At 71.0% G+C, this 19,548-nt stretch carries 16 protein-coding genes, 4 tRNA genes, 1 other RNA gene and 2 pseudogenes; 11 read left to right on the top strand and 12 right to left on the bottom strand.

Going from position 1 to position 19,548, the window contains the following annotated elements:
* Nucleotides 1-364: 364 nt before the first annotated feature.
* Both OG878_RS42315 and OG878_RS21020 read left to right on the top strand, forming a co-directional pair.
* Complete coding sequence (locus tag OG878_RS42315) at nt 365-457, top strand: putative leader peptide (protein WP_352303411.1); 93 nt, start codon at nt 365-367, stop codon at nt 455-457.
* Between the two features lie 192 nt (nt 458-649).
* Nucleotides 650-2,134 carry a sulfatase family protein gene (locus tag OG878_RS21020; RefSeq protein ID WP_328888209.1) on the top strand — a complete coding sequence of 495 codons (1,485 nt, stop codon included), beginning with the start codon at nt 650-652 and terminating at the stop codon, nt 2,132-2,134.
* A gap of 21 nt (nt 2,135-2,155) precedes the next feature.
* On the opposite strand, the gene OG878_RS21015 is transcribed toward OG878_RS21020, so the two are convergent.
* The 5 genes from OG878_RS21015 to purS all read right to left on the bottom strand — a co-directional run bounded on the left by OG878_RS21015 (nt 2,156) and on the right by purS (nt 6,691).
* Nucleotides 2,156-2,452 carry an META domain-containing protein gene (locus OG878_RS21015; protein ID WP_328891318.1) on the bottom strand — a complete coding sequence of 99 codons (297 nt, stop codon included), beginning with the start codon at nt 2,450-2,452 and terminating at the stop codon, nt 2,156-2,158.
* Nucleotides 2,453-2,511: 59 nt separating this feature from the next.
* Nucleotides 2,512-3,312 (bottom strand): maleylpyruvate isomerase family mycothiol-dependent enzyme, encoded by an 801-nt coding sequence (locus OG878_RS21010; RefSeq protein ID WP_328888208.1) that lies wholly within the window; start codon nt 3,310-3,312, stop codon nt 2,512-2,514.
* Between the two features lie 195 nt (nt 3,313-3,507).
* Nucleotides 3,508-5,757: a phosphoribosylformylglycinamidine synthase subunit PurL gene (purL, locus tag OG878_RS21005; RefSeq protein WP_328888207.1), complete on the bottom strand. Its 2,250-nt coding sequence runs from the start codon at nt 5,755-5,757 to the stop codon at nt 3,508-3,510.
* The gene (purQ, locus tag OG878_RS21000; RefSeq protein ID WP_328888206.1) at nt 5,754-6,434 is read right to left on the bottom strand and encodes a phosphoribosylformylglycinamidine synthase subunit PurQ; all 681 of its coding nucleotides are present in this window, start codon (nt 6,432-6,434) and stop codon (nt 5,754-5,756) included. Before purQ ends, purL begins: the two co-directional genes overlap by 4 nt.
* Nucleotides 6,431-6,691 (bottom strand): phosphoribosylformylglycinamidine synthase subunit PurS, encoded by a 261-nt coding sequence (purS, locus tag OG878_RS20995; protein ID WP_176729353.1) that lies wholly within the window; start codon nt 6,689-6,691, stop codon nt 6,431-6,433. Before purS ends, purQ begins: the two co-directional genes overlap by 4 nt.
* A 381-nt stretch (nt 6,692-7,072) precedes the next feature.
* Between purS and OG878_RS20990 the strand changes: the two genes are divergently transcribed.
* The 6 genes and pseudogenes from OG878_RS20990 (at nt 7,073) to OG878_RS20965 (ending at nt 8,948) form a co-directional block, all read left to right on the top strand.
* The gene (locus OG878_RS20990; RefSeq protein WP_328888205.1) at nt 7,073-7,408 is read left to right on the top strand and encodes a histone-like nucleoid-structuring protein Lsr2; all 336 of its coding nucleotides are present in this window, start codon (nt 7,073-7,075) and stop codon (nt 7,406-7,408) included.
* Nucleotides 7,409-7,569: 161 nt separating this feature from the next.
* A tRNA-Gly gene (locus tag OG878_RS20985) sits at nt 7,570-7,641 on the top strand.
* A gap of 81 nt (nt 7,642-7,722) precedes the next feature.
* A tRNA-Gly gene (locus OG878_RS20980) sits at nt 7,723-7,795 on the top strand.
* Between the two features lie 111 nt (nt 7,796-7,906).
* Nucleotides 7,907-8,169 (top strand): annotated as a pseudogene (locus OG878_RS20975) (ABC transporter ATP-binding protein); the annotation flags it as partial.
* A gap of 69 nt (nt 8,170-8,238) precedes the next feature.
* On the top strand, nt 8,239-8,838 hold the full coding sequence (locus OG878_RS20970) for a response regulator transcription factor (protein WP_328888204.1): 600 nt from the start codon (nt 8,239-8,241) through the stop codon (nt 8,836-8,838).
* Between the two features lie 34 nt (nt 8,839-8,872).
* Nucleotides 8,873-8,948 (top strand) — tRNA-Gly (locus OG878_RS20965).
* Nucleotides 8,949-8,992: 44 nt separating this feature from the next.
* On the opposite strand, the gene OG878_RS20960 is transcribed toward OG878_RS20965, so the two are convergent.
* The 6 genes from OG878_RS20960 to ffs all read right to left on the bottom strand — a co-directional run bounded on the left by OG878_RS20960 (nt 8,993) and on the right by ffs (nt 17,687).
* Entirely contained in the window at nt 8,993-9,892 is a 900-nt protein-coding gene (locus OG878_RS20960) for a phosphoribosylaminoimidazolesuccinocarboxamide synthase (RefSeq protein WP_328888203.1), read from the bottom strand.
* Between the two features lie 156 nt (nt 9,893-10,048).
* The gene (locus OG878_RS20955; RefSeq protein WP_328888202.1) at nt 10,049-11,509 is read right to left on the bottom strand and encodes a N,N-dimethylformamidase beta subunit family domain-containing protein; all 1,461 of its coding nucleotides are present in this window, start codon (nt 11,507-11,509) and stop codon (nt 10,049-10,051) included.
* A 214-nt stretch (nt 11,510-11,723) separates the two neighbouring features.
* On the bottom strand, nt 11,724-13,511 hold the full coding sequence (locus OG878_RS20950; RefSeq protein ID WP_328888201.1) for a hypothetical protein: 1,788 nt from the start codon (nt 13,509-13,511) through the stop codon (nt 11,724-11,726).
* A 436-nt stretch (nt 13,512-13,947) separates the two neighbouring features.
* Nucleotides 13,948-15,198 carry a phosphoribosylamine--glycine ligase gene (gene purD / locus OG878_RS20945; RefSeq protein ID WP_328888200.1) on the bottom strand — a complete coding sequence of 417 codons (1,251 nt, stop codon included), beginning with the start codon at nt 15,196-15,198 and terminating at the stop codon, nt 13,948-13,950.
* A 91-nt stretch (nt 15,199-15,289) separates the two neighbouring features.
* Nucleotides 15,290-17,479, bottom strand: a complete 2,190-nt coding sequence (locus OG878_RS20940) for a DNA polymerase III subunit gamma and tau (protein WP_328888199.1) — start codon at nt 17,477-17,479, stop codon at nt 15,290-15,292.
* A 113-nt stretch (nt 17,480-17,592) separates the two neighbouring features.
* An RNA gene (gene ffs, locus OG878_RS20935) (signal recognition particle sRNA small type) lies at nt 17,593-17,687 on the bottom strand.
* A 110-nt stretch (nt 17,688-17,797) separates the two neighbouring features.
* On the opposite strand from ffs, the gene OG878_RS20930 reads away from it, so the two are divergent.
* Nucleotides 17,798-17,885, top strand: a tRNA-Ser gene (locus OG878_RS20930).
* A gap of 64 nt (nt 17,886-17,949) precedes the next feature.
* On the opposite strand, the pseudogene OG878_RS20925 reads toward OG878_RS20930, so the two are convergent.
* A pseudogene (locus tag OG878_RS20925) lies at nt 17,950-18,369 on the bottom strand (tyrosine-type recombinase/integrase); the annotation flags it as partial.
* A 60-nt stretch (nt 18,370-18,429) separates the two neighbouring features.
* Between OG878_RS20925 and OG878_RS20920 the strand changes: the two are divergent.
* Both OG878_RS20920 and OG878_RS20915 read left to right on the top strand, forming a co-directional pair.
* Nucleotides 18,430-18,843 (top strand): UTRA domain-containing protein, encoded by a 414-nt coding sequence (locus OG878_RS20920; RefSeq protein WP_328888198.1) that lies wholly within the window; start codon nt 18,430-18,432, stop codon nt 18,841-18,843.
* A gap of 39 nt (nt 18,844-18,882) precedes the next feature.
* A complete protein-coding gene (locus OG878_RS20915; RefSeq protein WP_328888197.1) occupies nt 18,883-19,425 on the top strand; it encodes a GNAT family N-acetyltransferase in 543 nt (180 codons plus the stop codon).
* Nucleotides 19,426-19,548 lie beyond the last annotated feature (123 nt).

The following is a 19,548-nucleotide window of genomic DNA, read 5'->3' as shown; positions in this document are numbered from 1 at the left end:
ACCGCAGGTGCGGGGTGCATCGAACGATCACGGGCAGTGACGGTTTTCCGTTGCGGGTGGGGCGCGGGGCGGTCCGGGAGGGGCCGCGGGGCGGTCCCGGCCCGGCCTTCCGGGGGCTACCGGCGAGTTCAGGCCAGGGGGCGCCACGGGGGCCGACGGACCCCGGGAGCGCGATCGGAGAGCCGGCCGACGGGCCGGAAGGGGCGCCGGCCGAACGCTCGTTTCGTGGTGAGCCTCACATCGGCCGGGGGCGCTGCGCGGGGTCCGGAGGTGGATTGCACTCCCTCCGGAGGCGAGTTGCGCGGTGTCCGGAGTGCGAGACCGGCGTTGACAGGCGCATGCCGCGTTGGCAGGCTCCTGCCTCATGCAGCCCCTCGGTGATCGCTCGGTCACGCTTGTGGAGCGCCGCCACGTCGATCTGGGACGTGTCGCGAGCGCCATCTGTCGCTGCGCCTGATCTCCGCGACGCGCCGCACCGCGCGCCAGGGCTGAGCCCCGCTCCGTGCGCCGGCGCCTCCCACCTCCGCTTCCCTCACCCGTACCCGCACCCGCCGTGCGTCCGTGTGTCCTCATCTGACGCCTGACGGGTTCGTCCGGGCCTTCCCGCTCCGCCCCGCCGTGCGCGGCCGAGCCCTGCCCTGGAGCAGTCATGCCTTCTCGCGATTCAAGCAACTCGAACAACAGAACGGATTCGGCGTCACTGACCCGGCGCGCCTTCGGGACCGCCGTCGGCGCCACCGCCGCCACCGCCGCCGTCGGCATCCCGGCCGCCGCCACACCCGCCTCCGCCGCCCCGGCAGTCCCCGCAAAAGCCGGCACCCACCCGGAGGCCGCCCGGGAGCGGCCCTTCCGGGCGGCCCCGGGCGGGCACTCCCGGCGGCCCAACATCCTCTTCATCCTCGGCGACGACCTCGGCTGGGCCGACCTCTCCTCGTACGGCTCCCCGCACATCCACACCCCGAACCTGGACCGGCTGGGCCGCCAGGGCGTGCGGTTCACGGATGCCTACGCCGGGTCCGCCACCTGCTCCCCCACCCGGTTCAGCCTCTACACCGGGCGCTATCCGGGCCGGACGAGGGGCGGACTGGCCGAGCCCATCGCGGACCGCTCCGTCGGCCTCGAACCCACCCATCCGACGCTCGCCTCGCTGCTGCGCGGCGTCGGGTACAGCACCGCACTGATCGGCAAGTGGCACTGCGGCTATCTGCCGGACTACAGCCCCACCAGGTCGGGCTGGGACGAGTTCTTCGGGAACTTCGGCGGGGCGCTGGAGTACTACTCCAAGCTCGGCCTCGGCGGCGAGTACGACCTGTTCGAGGGCGACGCCGAGTACAAGGACCTGCGCTACTACACCCGGATCCTGACCGAGCGGGCGAGCGCGTACGTACAACGCGACCACGACAGGCCATGGCTGCTCAACCTGAACTTCACCACCCCGCACTGGCCGTGGATCGCGGAGGGCGACACGGCCGAGAGCGCCGAGATCGTCCGCAGGATCAAGGCCGGAGGCCTGGCCGGGCTGTTCCACGCGGACGGGGGTTCGGTCGAGAAGTACAAGCAGATGGTCGAGGACCTGGACCGCTCGGTCGGTGAGGTGCTGAAGGCACTCGAGCGGTCCGGCCAGGAGGAGGACACGCTGGTCTTCTTCGCGAGCGACAACGGCGGCGAGCGGTTCTCGTACCAATGGCCGCTCTCCGGCAACAAGTCCTCGCTGCAGGAGGGCGGCATCCGGGTCCCGGCGGTGCTGCGCTGGCCGGCCAGGATCGACCCGCACCAGGTGAGCGGTCTGCCGGTGTTCTCGCCGGACTGGACGGCGACGCTGCTGGAGCTCGGCGGCGCACGGCCGGACCCCGCGTACCCGCTGGACGGCGTCAGCCTCGCCGGATACCTGCTGAGGGGCGAGGAGCCCAAGGAGCGGGACCTGTTCTGGCGGGTGCGCGGGGAACGGGCGCTGCGGCGCGGGGACTGGAAGTACTACCGGGGCAAGGGCGGGGCCGACCAGTTGTTCCAGCTCGCCCATGACCAGCGGGAACAGGCGGACCGGGCGCAGGCCGAGCCGGAGCTGCTGGCCGAGCTGCGGGCGTCCTGGGAGAGGACGGACGCCGGCCTGCTGCCGTACCCGACGGGGTCCTGACCCACGTCCCGGGTGCGGGTGTCACGTCCCGGGTGCGGGTGCCGTCGCGCTGAAACCCTCGCCGTTCGCCGCGGTGAGGGTCAGCGTGCGGTGATCGATCCGGTACGTGGCCCGCCCGTCCAGGACCTCGAGCAGCGCACGCTCCACCGTCATCTGCGGATCCGGGCACATCATCCCGGTGCCGTTGATCCGGCCGAACATGACGCCTGCGCCGGAGACCGTCGCGACGCCGCGGATCTGGTTGCAGCCGGGACTGCCCTCCACGGAGTCGTCCCTGCCGAAGGTCAGCCGCGCCTTCTTCTCCGCACCGGCGGGCAGCGACGAAACATGGCCCTGTGACGGGACGGGAGCCCGCTCCGGTTCCCCCCGCCTTCCTCTCAGCCGAGCAGCGGCAACAGGTCGCCCAGATCGGCCCGCTCACCGCTCGCCTCGACCTTCGCCTCGTCGAGCGCCCGGGACCACTGCGTACGCCCGGTGGCGAGCCGGATCCAGGTCAGCGGATCGGTCTCGACGACATTGGGCGGCGTACCGCGGGTGTGTTTCGGCCCCTGGACGCACTGGACGACGGCGAACGGCGGGACGCGCACCTCGACCGAGCCGCCGGGCGCCTTCTCCGCGAGGGCGTCGGTGAGCAGCCGGGTGCAGGCGGCTAGGGCCTGCCGGTCGTACGGGATGTCCAGCCCGGTCGCCGCGTTCAGGTCGTCCGTGTGCACGACGAGTTCGACGGTGCGGGTGACGAGGAAGTCGCCCAGCCGCATCACGCCCATCCGGGTCGGCAGCAGCCGGTCCTCGGCCACGCCCGGCACCGCCGCCTCGAACCGGTCGGCGGTCTCCGCGTACAACGCATCGAGGTCGGGCCGGTCGGCGGCGAGCGCCTTGGTGTCGTCGGCGATCCGGCCGGCCCGCCCGGCTGTCGAGAACGGCCACTCCAGCAGCGTGAGGCCGGGCTTCTCGCCGGGCGGCTCCGGCAGCTCCAGATTCCGGCAGACGTTCGAGACGACCATCGTCAGATGGGTCGCCAGCTCCCGCACCGTCCACTCCCCGAGCCGGGTCGGCAGTGCGAGCTGATCGGGCGTCAGTGTGCCGACCGCAGCGCGGACATGGGCGAACTGCGCCTGTACGGCGGTGCGCGTCCGGACGAGGTCGTAGCGGCGGGCGCGCTTCTGGGACGGCGGCATGACTGCGAGTGTCTCAGACCGGCTCGGGTCTCCTGGGTGATCCCGGTGGTGCGGGACCGCACGGGAGCGCCGCGCCGACGCCGCCCACGACCACCGGGGACCGGTCCGGCAGCGCAGCCGTACGTACGCGACGACGCAGCCCCCGCCCGGTCGGTCGGGCGGGGGCTGCGTCGTGAAGAGGTGAAGCGAACCGGCTCAGGCGAGCAGACCCGGGATGGTCTCCTCGTGCGCCGTACGGAGCTCGCTCAGCGGAATGCTGAACTCGCCCTGGACCTCGATCTCCTCGCCGTCCACGACACCGATCCGGGTGACGGGCAGACCCCGCGCCCCGCACATGTCGTTGAAGCGGAGCTCCTCGCTGCGCGGAATCGAGACGACCGCGCGGCCCGCCGACTCCGAGAAGAGGAAGGTGAACGCGTCCAGACCGTCCGGCACCACCAGCCGGGCACCCTTCCCGCCACGGAGGCAGGACTCGGTGACCGCCTGGATCAGACCGCCGTCGGAGAGGTCGTGCGCCGCATCGACCATGCCGTCGCGGGACGCCGAGATCAGGATCTCGCCGAGCAGCTTCTCGCGGCCCAGGTCGACCTTGGGCGGCATACCGCCGAGGTGGTTGTGGACGACCTCGGACCAGGCCGAGCCGCCGAACTCCTCACGCGTGTCGCCGAGCAGGTAGAGGAGCTGGCCCTCTTCCTTGAAGGCGACCGGCGTACGCCGCGTCACGTCGTCGATCACACCGAGCACGGCCACGACCGGCGTCGGGTGGATCGCCGTCTCACCGGTCTGGTTGTACAGCGACACATTGCCGCCGGTGACCGGGGTGCCGAGCTCCAGGCAGCCGTCGGCGAGACCACGGGTGGCCTCGGCGAACTGCCACATGACGTCCGGGTCCTCGGGCGAACCGAAGTTCAGGCAGTCCGAGATGGCGAGCGGCTTGGCGCCGGAGGTGGCGACGTTGCGGTACGCCTCCGCCAGTGCGAGCTGCGCGCCGGTGTACGGGTCGAGCTTCGCGTACCGGCCGTTGCCGTCGGTCGCCATGGCCACGCCGAGGTTCGACTTCTCGTCGATCCGGACCATGCCGGCGTCCTCGGGCATCGCGAGCACGGTGTTGCCCTGCACGAACCGGTCGTACTGGTCCGTGATCCACGCCTTGGAGGCCTGGTTCGGGGAGGCGACCAGCTTGAGGACCTGCTCGCGCAGCTCGGCGGCGTTCGCCGGACGGGCCAGCTTGTTCGCGTCGTCGGCCTGCAGTGCGTCCTGCCAGGACGGGCGGGCGAACGGGCGGTGGTACGTCGGGCCCTCGTGGGCGACGGACCGCGGCGGCACGTCGACGATCTGCTCGCCGTGCCAGAAGATCTCCAGCTGCGAGCCCTCGGTCACCTCACCGATGACGGTGGCGATGACGTCCCACTTCTCGCAGATCTCCAGGAAGCGGTCGACGTGCTGCGGCTCGACGATCGCGCACATGCGCTCCTGCGACTCGCTCATGAGGATTTCCTCGGGCGAGAGGGAGGAGTCGCGCAGCGGGACGGTGTCCAGCTCGACGCGCATACCGCCGGAGCCGGCGGAGGCCAGCTCGGAGGTGGCGCAGGACAGCCCGGCGCCGCCGAGGTCCTGGATGCCCGCGACGAGCTTCTCGCCGAAGATCTCCAGGGTGCACTCGATGAGGAGCTTCTCCTGGAACGGGTCGCCGACCTGGACGGCCGGGCGCTTCGCCGGGCCGGTCGACTCGAAGGTCTCCGAGGCCAGCACCGAGACGCCGCCGATGCCGTCGCCGCCGGTGCGGGCGCCGTACAGGATCACCTTGTTGCCGGGGCCGGAGGCCTGGGCGAGGTGGATGTCCTCGTGCTTCATCACACCGATGCAGCCGGCGTTGACGAGCGGGTTGCCCTGGTAGCAGGCGTCGAAGACGACCTCGCCGCCGATGTTCGGCAGACCGAGGCAGTTGCCGTACCCGCCGATGCCCGCGACGACGCCGGGCAGGACCCGCTTGGTGTCGGGGTGGTCGGCCGCACCGAACCGCAGCGGGTCGACGACCGCGACCGGGCGGGCGCCCATGGCGAGGATGTCGCGGACGATGCCGCCGACGCCGGTGGCCGCGCCCTGGTAGGGCTCGATGTACGAGGGGTGGTTGTGCGACTCGACCTTGAAGGTGACCGCGTAACCCTGACCGACGTCGACCACACCGGCGTTCTCGCCGATGCCGACGAGCATCGCGTCGTTGGCCGGGACCTTCTCGCCGAACTGCTTGAGGTGGACCTTGCTGCTCTTGTAGGAGCAGTGCTCGGACCACATCACGGAGTACATGGCGAGCTCGGCGCCGGTGGGACGGCGGCCCAGGATCTCGCGGATCCGGGCGTACTCGTCCTCCTTGAGGCCGAGCTCCTTCCAGGGCTGCGCCGTGTCCGGGGTCTCGGCCGCGTGCTTGACCGTATCCAGGCTCATGCGTTGACCAGCTTCTTGATGATCGAGGTGAAGAAACCGAGACCGTCGGTGCGACCGGTTCCGATCAGCGGCTCGACGGCGTGCTCCGGGTGCGGCATCAGACCGACGACGTTGCCCGCGGCATTGGTGATGCCGGCGATGTCGCGCAGCGAACCGTTGGGGTTCACGTCCACGTAGCGGAAGGCGACCCGGCCCTCCGCCTCCAGCTCGTCGAGGACGCGCTCGTCGGCGACGTAACGCCCGTCCATGTTCTTGAGCGGTACGGAGATTTCCTGGCCCGCGGAGTAGTCCGAGGTCCAGGCGGTCTCCGCGTTCTCGACGCGCAGCTTCTGGTCGCGGCAGATGAAGTGCAGGTGATTGTTGCGCAGCATCGCGCCGGGCAGCAGATGCGCCTCGGTCAGAATCTGGAAGCCGTTGCAGATACCGAGGACCGGCATTCCGGCCTTCGCCTGCTCGATGACGGTCTCCATGACCGGCGAGAACCGGGAGATGGCTCCGGCCCGCAGATAGTCGCCATAGGAGAAGCCGCCCGCCAGGATGACCGCGTCGACCTGGTGCAGGTCCTTGTCGCGGTGCCACAGCGATACGGGTTCGGCGCCCGCGACCCTTACGGCCCTCAGGCTGTCCTGGTCGTCGAGCGTGCCGGGAAAGGTGACGACTCCGATACGAGCAGTCACTTCGACTCCTCGGCCTTCTCCACCTTCACGGTGAAGTCCTCGATGACGGTGTTGGCGAGGAACGTCTCCGCCATCTCATGAATGCGGCTCAGGGCGGCGTCGTCTACCGGCCCCTCGACCTCGAGCTCGAAACGCTTTCCCTGACGTACGTCCGCGATTCCCTCGAAGCCGAGACGGGGCAGTGCGCGCTGCACCGCCTGTCCTTGCGGGTCGAGGATCTCCGGCTTGAGCATGACGTCGACTACGACGCGTGCCACTGGCACTCCCGGTGGTGGTGTGGTGCGGCTGTTTCTCCGGGGGGCTCCCCAGACCCCCGCAGGTGACCTCAGCCTACCTGGCCAGAAATTCTACGCGGGTAGATATCGCCGGCCATGATCACACCGGGATATCGGGCGGGCCAACACGCAGGGAATGTCCCGCGAAAAAAATCCTCACAGGATCACACGGAGAAGGCGGACACGCGGAGGTAATTGGCCGGGCTTCACAATGCGGCGTCCACCGCTGTACAAATGATTAGCAGGGAAAGCAACATTGCCCCTAAACGGTCGACACCGGTCGACCTGCATCCGCCTGACAGCCAGAAGGCCGACATCAGCCCATGTCAGTCGCGCGGATGCCGTAGGAAAGGACCAATATCCGTGGCTCAGCGCGTAGTGGTCACACTCTCCGACGACATCGACGGGGGAGCAGCGGCGGAAACGGTTACCTTCGCCCTGGACGGGAAGTCGTACGAGATCGACCTGAATCCGTCCAATGCAAAGAAACTGCGCAAGGTCCTGGCCCCGTACATGGCGGCAGGCCGTAAGCAGACAAAAACCGGCAAGCACGGCAGGCCCCCCGTGTCGTACCGGCACACCTCGCTCGCACCCGACCCGGCGGCCGTGCGCGCCTGGGCCCGGTCGCACCAGATGGAGGTACCGGCTCGCGGCCGGATCCCCAAGAAGGTCTACGAGGCGTTCCGTGAAGCGAGTTGAGGGACAGCCGGGGAAGCGACCCGCGAGGTGCGAGGGGACGTCACCCGAGCGCACCTGCGACGACACCCCGCGGGTACCGACTTGCGCGACACCCCATCAGTTCGGCTAGAGTCTGGAGCACGCCGAGGGGCAAGGCCGGAAGGCCGAACCTCACGCAGCGTGCGGGTGTAGTTCAGTAGCAGAACATCCCCCTTCCAGGGGGAAGGCGCAGTGTGCAATTCCTGTCACCCGCTCTGCATCGCTCTTTCAGACCACTCCGGTGGATCAGGTAGAGTGGTGCTCGCACCGCCCGGTGAAAGCCGAGCGGCAGCAATGCGGACGTGGCTCAGTTGGTAGAGCATCACCTTGCCAAGGTGAGGGTCGCGAGTTCGAATCTCGTCGTCCGCTCTTGATCGTCTGAAGGCCCTGGTCGATATCGACCAGGGCCTTCGTCGTATTTCCGGTGCCCATTCCATAACCGCCCATGACGCTTGTCCCGAGCAGTGGTGACAGCCGGCCCTCACCACGCACCACCTGGAAGAGGCGGAATCGCTCGCCGGCCGGCCGGCGATCATGCACCGGGGCCGGATCGTGGTGGCGGGCACGCCCGCGGAGGTGACGGCGGCCCGGATCCGGTTCGAACTGCCCGACGGGGGCACCGCGCGGCGGCTGCCGCTGCAGCTTCGGTCCGCGTCCGACGGCCGGCGGATCGAGATCCGCACCGGCTGCAGGAGACGCTGAGCGAACCGTCACGCCGAGCCCGGGAGTCGGACGCGCAGCTCCTGCGGCGCGGTCCCCGTTCAGATCCCTCCGGCTCGCGGGATCTCCCTCCGGCAATTCCGGGGGCGGCGGTGACCGCGACACGCGTACTGCTCGCCGACGACGAGCATCCGGTCCGCGGTGCGCTCGCCGCGCTGCTCGCGCTGGAGGACGACCTCGTGGTGGCGGCGGAGGCGGCGACCGGCCCGGAGGCGCTCGCCATGGCGCGGGCTCACTGCCCCGATGCGGCGGTGCTCGATCGGCGGATGCCGGGCGCAGACGGTGTGAGCGTGGCCACATCGCGGCGGGTCGGACTGCCCGGCTGCCGGATCATGATCGTGAGCGGTCACGGCCGCCCCGGACATCTGAAGCGGGCGCTCGAGGCGGGCGTGCGGGCGTTCGCACCGAAGACGGTCGGCGCCCGACGGCCGGCCGGCATCATCCGTACCGTGCACGCCGGAAACCGGTATGTGGACCCGGAGTTGGCCGCCGGCGCGATCTCCTCCGGGGGCCCGCCGCTGATCGTGCGCGAGGCCGAGGTACCGGAACCGGCGGCGGACGGGGCGCCCGTGGCGGAGGCCGCGGAGCGGGCGTCACTGCCACAGGGAACCGTGCGGAACCACCTCTCCGCGGCCGCCTCGAAGCTCGGCGCGGAGAACCGACATGCGGCGGTGCGTCTCCCACGGCAGTGAGGGTGGGTATAGTTGGTCTCGCGCTTCGGCGCATGCGAACGTAGCTCAGCTGGTAGAGCGCAACCTTGCCAAGGTTGAGGTCGCGAGTTCGAACCTCGTCGTTCGCTCCACGCAAGAAGGCCCCGGTCCTCGTGACCGGGGCCTTCTTCGTGTCCTACTGCCAGGTGGTGCCGGTGAGGAGTTCGTACGCCTCCAGGTACTTCGACCGGGTCGCCTCGACGATCTCCTGCGGCAGTGCCGGGGGCGGCTGTTCGCTCGTGCGGTCCCAGCCGGAGGCCGGCGAGGTCAGCCAGTCGCGCACGAACTGCTTGTCGTACGAGGGCTGGGCCCTGCCCGGCTCCCAGGCGGCGGCCGGCCAGAAGCGGGACGAGTCCGGAGTCAGCACCTCGTCCGCGATGATCAGCTCGTCACCGTCGAAGCCGAACTCGAACTTCGTGTCCGCGAGGATGATGCCGCGCTCACGGGCGATGTCCCGGGCGCGGCCGTAGACGTCCAGCGTCGTCCGGCGCAGCTGGGCGGCGGTCTCCGCGCCGACCTCACGGGCCACTTCCTCGTACGACACGTTCTCGTCGTGGTCGCCGACGGCCGCCTTGGTGGCGGGGGTGAAGATCGGTGCCGGGAGTTCGGAGCCGTCGACGAGTCCCTCGGGAAGGGCGAGGCCGCAGACCGTACGGGACGCGTTGTACTCGGCGAGGCCCGAGCCGGTCAGATAGCCACGGGCGACGCACTCGACCGGGACCATCTGCAGCGACCTGCAGATCAGCGTCCGGCCGGCCCAGTCCTCCGGGGCTCCGGCGGGGAGTTCCGTGGACAGGACGTGGTTCGGGACGAGATCGGCGAGCTGGTCGAACCACCACAGCGAGAGCCGGGTGAGGACGCGGCCCTTGTCGGGGATCTCGGTGGGCAGGACCCAGTCGTACGCGGACATGCGGTCACTGGCGACCATCACGAGGTCGCCCGCCTCGTTCCGGTACAGGTCGCGCACCTTGCCGGTGTGGAGGTGGGTGAGTCCGGGGACCACCACAGGTTCGGGCTTTTCTACAAATCCGGACACGCTGCCTCCGCGTAGGTTGATCCAGGAGTCGTTCCGATTGTCCCGTATCCGGGTGGGTGAGGTGGAGCGGGGGTGGAGCGGGGCGGCGTGCGACGGCCGCATCGCGCCGTTCGGGCGCATGCAGGGATGCCGTTCGGGCACGTGTGCCGATGTCCGTCAGGCGCGTTTGCAGATGCGGTCGAGGAGATTGGCGGTGGCCCGCTGGATGCGGGTGTCCACATGGCCGGGACGGTCCAGCGCCGGGGACCAGGCGAACGTGCCGGAGGCGAAGACGAGGGCGCCCGAGGGGGCCCGGTAGAGGGACGTCTCCTGGTGGCGTGTCACGCCTTCGCTGTCCTGGTACGGGGAGTGGGCGAGCAGGATGCGGTTCTCGTGCTCGGGGAGCGTGGTCCGCGGGAAGTAGCGGTCGGCCTCGCCCGCCACCAGACCGTCGATCTCGTCGCCCTCGCCGGCCCCGGTCGCGTCCCAGAGCCAGTGCTGCGCGTTCCGCACGACCAGGGGGTGCGGGTCGGGAACCCGGCCCGCGTACTGGATGCCGAGGAGCTGCTGCTCGGCCCTGTCGACCTCGCGCCAGAGCGCGGGCTTCCCCGGGCCGCGCCGCTTGCGGCAGGTGAGCAGCCGGTCCGGCACTCCGGACGGCGACGGGGAGAGGCTGACCTGCCAGTACATGGTGTTGGCGGAGAGGAAGACGAGCGAGGTTCCGCCGTCCCGGGCGGCCTCCGCGGTGCGGCGCATCGGCACGGACCAGTACTCGTCGTGGCCCGGGAAGACCAGCCCCCGGTAGCGTCCGGGGTCGATCCGGCCGGCGTGCAGATCGCGGGTGTCGGCGTACGCGATGTCGTAGCCGTACCGCTCGGCCCAGCGGATGAAGTCGTAGGCGTGGCCGACGTGGAGCGGCAGGCCGGCGCCTGCGTACGGGCGGTCGAAGGAGACGGTGACCGCGGCGTCCTCCTCGCCCAGGAGCCGGCCCTGCTCGTCCCAGGCGTGGTAGAGGCTCGCGCCGCTGCGGCCGTCCTCGGGGTAGAGGTTGTACGCCTGCCAGGTGATGTCCGGCAGGACGAGCAGCAGATCGGCCGGGTGGTCGTCGCGGACCGTGAACGGGATGTGGGAGCGGTATCCGTCGGCCGTGGTGAGGACGGCGACATAGGCGCCGATCGACCAGTAGGCAGGGATCTGCAGCCGCCAGGACAGCCACCAGTGGTGGCAGGAGACGGTGCGGTCGGCCGCGAGCGGGGGCGGCTGGACGATGCCGGAGAGCCGTGGGCTGGTGGTGATCTTGGCGGCGCCGTCGCCCCCGTAGTGACCGATCCGGTAGATGTCCACGGAGAACTGCTGGGGCGGGTCGACGGTGATGTGGAAGTCGATCGCCTCGCCGGGTGCCGCGGCGCCGGTCGAGATGAAGCCCTTGATCTGGCGGTGCACGTCGTCGGCGGTACGGGTGCCGCCGCCGGTGCCGCGGGCCAGGGCGAGATCGGCGTACCAGGGGACTACCTGGCCGGTGTCGTCGAAGTAGTTCTCACTGCCGCGCAGCCAGGGCAGCGGCCCCTGGCCGAAGGGGTCGGAGACGGCGTGCGCGAGGGCACCCGATTCCCACCGGCGAATCTGCTCCGCCCCCATATCGCTACCTCCCTCGAGTCCCCCGAGACAACTGTGGTGTGCCGACTGTGGTGTGCCATGTACAGGCGCCGCGTGTCAGCCTGCGGTGCCGGGGCTGTCAGCGCCGATCCCCAGCACATCACATAACGCATGCACTCCGTCACCGTTCGTCGTGAATTGGCGTGAACGGAACCCACCCTTCCGGATGTTGGTGGTGCCGGGGTGGGCCCCTGTGTCACACGAGACGGACGGGTTTGTCGGTACGGACGCCGACGGAGGCGAGCCAGGATCGGAGCGGTCCGGCGTCCCCGTCCTCGACCAGGCTGAGGACCGGACTGCCCAGGTCCGCCCGGCGCTCGCCGTCGACCAGGAGGGCAGGACCGTCGAGCCAGTCGAGGCCGGGCGTCGCGCCTGCCGTGTCCACGGCGGCGCAGCAGACCATCGCCGCGACGTGGTCGGCGAGCAGCTCCGTGCCCGTACGCGGCGGCTGGAGCGGGAAGAGCGGCAGGGGGGCGGGGCCCCAGAAGTCGAGCACGTCATCGCCTCCGGCGGCACCGGCGGGTGAACCGGTGGGGAGGTGCTGCGGGGCTGCGGCCTCCTCGCGGGCCACCGCGGCGCTGATCCCGGCCGCGAGCTCCTCGCCCCGACCGCCCGGGCCCGCCAGATGCTCCACGATCCGGGCGAGCGTGGGCACGGCGACACCGACGGAATCGGCGCTGCGCGCCTTGGCTGCCCCGACCGACCCGGCTTCCGTGGCCCTCACGGAAGCTTCGCTCGATCCTTCGGCCGCCGGCGCCGGCGGTACGCCCATTGCGTCCAGGACACGCAGCAGACGGGCCGCTTCGGTGCGCCACTTCCGGTCGACGACCTCTTCCGGGTACTGCTGCCAGTCGACCGGGGACCAGTCCGGCCCGGCCTCCGCGGGGCCGCCGTGGAAGAGCCGGGCAGCCAGCAGCGAGGCCGCCTCGTCGGCCGCGCCGGGCTCCTCCAGGAGGTCGCAGGCGGGGCGCTCGCCGAGCCGCGACGCGAAGCCCTCGGCGAGCCGGTCGCGCCGGGACAGCTCCGTGAGCGCGGAGACGACTCCCGCGTCGAGCCGGGACGGCCAGCGGCCCATCCGCCAGGCGGGCAGCGCGACCCGGGTGAGCAGCCGGTCCCAGCCCGCATACGCGAGGCCGACCTGCTCCTGGGCCGCGATCCGCAGCCCGTAATCCACAGCCTGTGCACGCTCGGACGCGGCGGCGGCAACGCCCCGCTCCATCGCCGCAGCATGGCCGCGACAGCTGCGCAGCAGCAGCCGGGCGATCCAGCCGACGAAGGCGCGCGGCAGCCTGCGCACCTTCGCGAGCGGTCCCGGGGCGGGGGCGGCCGCGTCGGCGACCGCGCCGTCCAGCCCCCGTACGAAACGGCGGGCGGCAGCTATGTCGGGGTGGGCGGAAGGGCCCGTGCCCGCGACGACCGGGGCGAGCACCGCCCGTAGCTCTGCGACCCGCATCCACCACAGGAACGGCGAGCCGATGACCAGCACAGGCGCCGCCTGCACCCGGTGCCGACGCCCGCCGGAGGCGGCGCTCCGCCGGGGGCCCGCGGCGTTCCCGGCAGGCTGCGCGGAGGGATGGGTGCGGTCCTCCAGCCAGCTGTCGCAGTCGGGCGTGAGGGCTATGGCCGACGGTGCGGGCACGCCGAGCCGGTCGGCGAGGTCCCGGACCAGCCGGTAGAGATCGGGGGCGGCCTGCTCCGTGAGCGGGACGGTCGGGCTGATCGCCGGCCGCGCTCGTACGATCGCGACCGAGACCGCAGCAGCGCCCAGCAGCACGATCACCGCGCATGCCGTCACGACCCAGCGCGCGGTGTCCCAGCCGCTGCCGCCGATACGGCCCTGCGCGGCCGCGACGAGCAGCACGACGGCAACCGCCGCCGGCAGCAGGGCTGCGGCTGTGGCCCAGCTGCGGATGCGCAGCAGGGCGAGAGCCCGGGTGCGCGCATCCTGCGCACCCAGCTCCTCACCAGTACCGGTACCGGACACAGCCGGACGTCACCCCCTCTGCCCCCGCGGCGGTATTGCTCACTCCCCCACTGTGGCACCCGTCACTGACATCGCAATGCCGGTGGGCCAAGTGCCGGAACGCTTGCGCCGCACCCTAGTTGGGGCCTCGACGGACGTCATCCGGATGGCCTAGCCGTCACTCGATGGAATGGCTTTGGGCAAAGGTGCTGACGTGCCGGTGTCCATGCGGCAAAGGGGCTCGGGCGGGCCGGCCGGAGCCGTCGCCGGCGGCGGGCGGGGCCGGTCGGGCGGCAGCCGGTCGAGGGGGGTCGCGGTGGTCGGCCGGGGGCCGGGCGACATCCGCTCATCGGCTCCGGCCGGGGCCCGGGCGGCATGGCCACGCCCCCTCCGGCCAGGGACCTGAGGGGGCGCGATGTGTGGAGTCGGCCGGACGCGAGTGTCTCCCGGCCTCCGGTCAGGCTCCGGCGGCCTTACGGGCGATGTCCGTACGCAGCTGCGAGCCGTCCAGCCGGATCCGGGCGGCCGCCGTGTAGGCGCGCTCACGGGCGTCGGCGAGGTCCTTGCCGGTCGCGGTCACGGACAGCACACGGCCGCCCGCGCTGACGATCGTGTCGCCTTCGCGCCTGGTCCCGGCGTGCAGGACGTACGCATGCGGGGCGTCCTGCGCCGCCACGTCGTCGAGGCCCTCGATCGGGTCACCCGTCCGCGGCGTGTCCGGGTAGTTGTGCGAGGCGATGACCACGGTGACCGCGGCGTCGTCGCGCCACTTGAGCGGGGAGAGCTCGTCGAGGGTCCCGTTGGCGGAGCCCAGCAGGACACCCGCCAGCGGGGTCTTCAGCCGGGCCAGGACCACCTGGGTCTCCGGGTCGCCGAAGCGGGCGTTGAACTCGATGACGCGGACGCCGCGCGAGGTGATCGCGAGACCCGCGTACAGCAGCCCGGAGAACGGGGTGCCGCGGCGGCGGAGTTCGTCGACGGTCGGCTGGAGGACCGTCTCCATGACCTCGTCGACCAGCTTGGCGTCGGCCCACGGGAGCGGGGAGTACGCGCCCATGCCGCCGGTGTTCGGGCCCTCGTCGTCGTCGAGGGCGCGCTTGAAGTCCTGGGCGGGCTGGAGCGGCAGCACGGTGGTGCCGTCCGTGATCGCGAAGAGGCTCACCTCGGGGCCGTCGAGGAACTCCTCGATGACCACACGTTCGCAGGCCAGTGCGTGGGCACGGGCGGTCGCGACGTCGTCCGTGACGACGACGCCCTTGCCGGCGGCGAGGCCGTCGTCCTTGACGACGTACGGGGCACCGAAGGCATCGAGGGCGGAGTCGATCTCGGCGGGGGTGGTGCAGACGTAGCTGCGGGCGGTGGGGACACCGGCGCCGGCCATCACGTCCTTGGCGAACGCCTTGGAGCCCTCCAGCTGGGCCGCCTCACCGGAGGGGCCGAAGCAGGGGATGCCGGCTGCGCGCACGGCGTCCGCGACCCCGGCGACGAGCGGAGCCTCGGGGCCGACGACCACCAGTTCGGCGCCCAGTTCGGTGGCGAGGCGCGCGACGGCGTCGCCGTCGAGTGCGTCGACCGGGTGCAGTTCGGCCACCTCTGCGATGCCGGCATTGCCGGGCGCGCAGTACAGAGCGGTGACGTCGGGGTCGAGGGAGAGAGAGCGGCACAGGGCGTGTTCGCGGGCGCCGCCGCCGATGACGAGGACCTTCACGGGGTGCAGCCTAGCCGCCGGAGCGCGGCGGCCTTGACGGAAGCCGCTCCGCGGACAGCCTGCGGGGCGTGCCGCGGGCTGTCCGCCCGCGCTACTCGTTGGTGAACTCCTCGACGACCGTGGCGCCCAGCTCCCGGACGATCAGGTCATGGCCGGAGAGCGCCGAGTCGACCAGATCCGGGTCATCCGCCTCCGGGGTGTCGTCCTCCGGGGCGACCGAACGCGGCGGCTCGGGGGCGGCGTGCGACTGCGGGGCGGATGCCGCGGCAGGGGCGGCGTCCGGCTGCTGGTACGGGGCCGGTGCGGGCCGGGACTCGTGCTGCTGCGGGGCGGGTGCGGCCGGGCGCTGCTGCACGGGCGGGGCGGACGGACGGCCGCCGCCGGTCTGCGGGGGCTGTCCCGCGCCGCCCGACGGGTCGACGATCGCCTCGATCTTCCACTGCATGTTGAACTGCTCGGCGAGGGCCTGCATGAGCACGTCCTCGCTGCCGCTGCTCGCGAAGTTGTCGCGGGCGCCGGCGTTGAGGAAGCCGATCTGCAGGGTGGTGCCGTCGAATCCGGTGACCTGCGCGTTCTGACTGAGCAGGATCCAGGTGAACCGGCGCCGGTTCTTCACGGCCTCCAGGATGTCCGGCCACATGTTCCGCACCTGGGCCGCGCCCTGTGCCATGCCCGGACCGGGCTGGGCCGCACCGGGAACGGAGGCCGCGGGAACCGGGGCAGGGGCAGGGGTGGGGGCAGCGGCAGGGGTGACGGGGGCCGGTGCCTGCCCCGGAGCGGAGGCGGTCGGCCAGCCACCGGGACGGCGCCCGGACTCCGGCGCGGCCGCGGCGGGCCATGCCCCGGGACGCTGCCCGCCGGCGGGGGCCTCGGCGGGAGGCTGCGGAGCAGGGGCGGCGGGGGCGGCAGCAGCGGGCGCGGCGTACTGCGCAGGCGGCGCGGACACGGCAGGGGGTGCGACGGGAGCACCGGCCGGCACAGCCTCGGCGACATCTGCGCGTACGGCGGCGCGCGCCGCAGCGACCCCGCCCCCCGGCGGCGCCGCGGCCACGGGCGCATGCGCCTGTGCCTCCGGCCCCGGTACGTACCCCAGGGCGGGGCCGGTCCCGGCGGCCGCGAAGGAGGCGCCGCGCTCCAGCCGGTCCAGCCGGGCCTGCAGCGAACGCTCGTCGTCGAAGGCCGCGGGCAGCAGCACCCGGGCGCAGATCAGCTCGACCTGGAGGCGCGGCGAGGTCGCCCCGCGCATCTCCGTGAGCCCTTCGTTGACCAGGTCGGCGGCGCGGCTCAGCTCGGCGGCGCCGAAGACGGACGCCTGGGCCTGCATCCGCTCGACCACGTCGGCGGGCGCGTCGATGAGGCCCTTCTCCCCGGCGTCCGGCACGGCGGCCAGGATCACCAGGTCGCGCAGCCGCTCCAGCAGGTCGGCGACGAAGCGCCGCGGGTCGTTGCCACCCTCGATCACGCGGTCCACGACCTCGAACGCCGCTGCCCCGTCGCCCGCCGCGAACGCGTCCACGACGGAGTCGAGCAGCGACCCGTCCGTGTAGCCGAGGAGCGAGGTCGCCATGGCGTATGTCACACCGTCGTCGCCCGCTCCCGCCAGCAGCTGGTCCATCACGGACATCGAGTCACGCACGGATCCGGCACCGGCCCGCACGACCAGCGGCAGCACGCCGTCCTCGACGTAGCTGTTCTCCTTGCCGCAGACCTCGGCGAGATATTCGCGCAGCGTCCCCGGCGGCACGAGGCGGAACGGGTAGTGGTGCGTACGCGACCGGATCGTGCCGATGACCTTCTCGGGCTCGGTGGTCGCAAAGATGAACTTGAGGTGCTCCGGCGGCTCCTCGACCACCTTCAGCAGGGCGTTGAACCCCGCCGACGTGACCATGTGCGCCTCGTCGATGATGTAGATCTTGTAACGACTCGACGCGGGTCCGAAGAACGCCTTCTCCCGCAGATCACGGGCGTCGTCCACGCCACCGTGCGATGCGGCGTCGATCTCGATGACATCGATCGATCCCGGCCCGTTGCGCGCGAGGTCCCGGCAGGACTGGCACTCCCCGCAAGGAGTCGGTGTGGGCCCCTGCTCGCAGTTCAGGCAGCGGGCGAGGATGCGCGCACTGGTCGTCTTCCCGCAGCCGCGCGGACCACTGAACAGGTACGCGTGATTGACCCGGTTGTTCCGCAGGGCCTGCTGCAGCGGGTCAGTGACATGCTCCTGCCCGATGACCTCGGCGAACGACTCGGGGCGGTAGCGGCGGTACAGCGCAAGGGACGACACACATACGAGGTTATCGGGGCGGACCGACAACCGGGCCCGGCCCGGGCACACCACCGGGGGCCGACCGCCCCGCGTCACGGAACACACCGGAAAGCCGCAGGGCCCCCGGAAACGCAAGGGCCCCCCACGCACCCGCCAGAGCCGACCTACCCTTGCTGCCTTCCGGCCCTGGGGGAGTTCAGTCAGATAGCGCCACGTGAGGGGCTGGTCCCCACCTTAGCCGATCCCTACCGGATCACGTCCACCCGTTCCCCCTCCGGACCCCTCGCCGGGGAACGTGTTCGCGAGCACCCTTCAACGTCTTGTATTGTTTGCCGCGGAGGATTCGCCTAGTGGCCTAGGGCGCACGCTTGGAAAGCGTGTTGGGGGCAACCCCTCACGAGTTCGAATCTCGTATCCTCCGCCATTGCTCTCACCGGGCAATACGTCGAAGGGCCCCACCGCTTGCGGTGGGGCCCTTCGACGTTGTCTCAGCCCTCGTTGTCCTGCTCTTTGTCCACAAGTGCTGCTTCCGGGGTTCCCCAGATCGCGGCGCCGATCTTTCGGGCCACTTCCTTCAGCAGGTGGTCGGGGACGTGGAGGTACCGCGCCCGCATGCGGGCGGCCCCGCCCGGTTCCCATCCCATGATCTGGTCGATGACCCGGTCCGGTATGCCCAGCAGCATGAGGACCGTTCCGGCTGTGTGACGAGCGTCATGCAGTCTGCCGTCCCGGACCGCCGCATCTTCCAGGAGTCGTTTCCAGTCGTGGTAGTCCGTGTTCGGGCTCAACGGCCCACCTGTGAGCTTGGTGAAGACGTAGTCCGATTGGGTCCACAGATTCCCGGCGGACTGGCGCTCCCGGGCCTGAGCCTCTTCGTGTGAGCGCAGCATCAGGACCAGCGGGCCGCCGGTGACCAGTGGTCGAGCGCCATCACGGAAGATGGGCAATCCCCTCGACAGGAGATCACCGTGTCCATCGTCGAGCCGCCCGCGCACGTGCGTGACGCACTTGCGCTGCCCGACGACGGTCTCGCCGTGGCACGGAAGCGCATTCGGTACATAGACAACCGCCCCTACGCGCTCGCCGACTCCTGCTTCCCCCAGCAACTCGTCGCCGGGACGCTCCTCATGGAGCCGCGCGATGTGGCAGCACCGGGTGGCGTGCTCGCATCCGTTGGGCTCATCCAGACCAAGTACCGGGATGAGATCGCGGTGCGCATGCCGACACGGCACGAGGCCGAACTACTGGCGCTACCTGCGGCGACTCCGGTAGCGGAGCACACGCGAACGGGCTACGACGCAGACGGAAATCCTCTGCGCTGCATGGTCACCATCCTCCCCGGAGACAGGCACAAGATCCTCTATGAAGTCGACACAGACTGAGTACCTCCGCCCGGCACGGGCGGAGGACGTGCCTGCCTCATGGCTCTCCGGACGGAAGTCGAGGAATGGCTCAGCTCAAAGGGCACCGACCAATGGAGCGATCCCGGGACCGGGGCCAAAGCAATCGCCAAGTGGCGAGCGTCGATCGATGAGGGGCGTGCCTGGGTCGTCGTCGACTCGGGCAAGGTCCTGGGCACCGTGAGTAGAGGCCCCGTGGATCGGGACTTCTGGACAGATGAGGACCGTCCCGAAACTGCCTTCCACCTCTACAAGCTCATCGTCGCCCGCCAAGCCGCCGGGCGGCACCTAGGGGCGCGCCTCGTGGACTGGGCATCAAGACTGGCCGCCATGGAAGGTCGCGATTGGGTACGCATAGACACCTGGCGGACCAACGAGGGCCTTCACTCCTACTACGAGCGGCTGGGGTTCAGGCACGCGAGGACTGAGAGCCCGTCACATCGGCTCTCAGGGTGGCTCGCTCAACGGCCGACTACCACGCTGAGCCTGCCTGACTTCCCACTTGCCGTGGGGCGCACCCCCAAAGAGAGGTCAGTGTCGATCCCGCCTCAGCCGTCTCACTGAGGAGTCCACCCCTGAGGCCAATCCCTGACTTTCGAATCCTGCCGAGTGCACACGGCTCACAAGCCCCCAGGGTCACCCTGGGGGCTTCCGGCGTCAACGTCTCTATCGGGTCGAGTCTCTCCA

It is taken from the genome of Streptomyces sp. NBC_00316 (genome assembly GCF_036158715.1).
GTDB lineage: Bacteria > Actinomycetota > Actinomycetes > Streptomycetales > Streptomycetaceae > Streptomyces.
The sequence above is the reverse complement of the archived record's forward strand: the minus strand, read 5'-3'. Positions and strand labels throughout refer to the sequence as shown.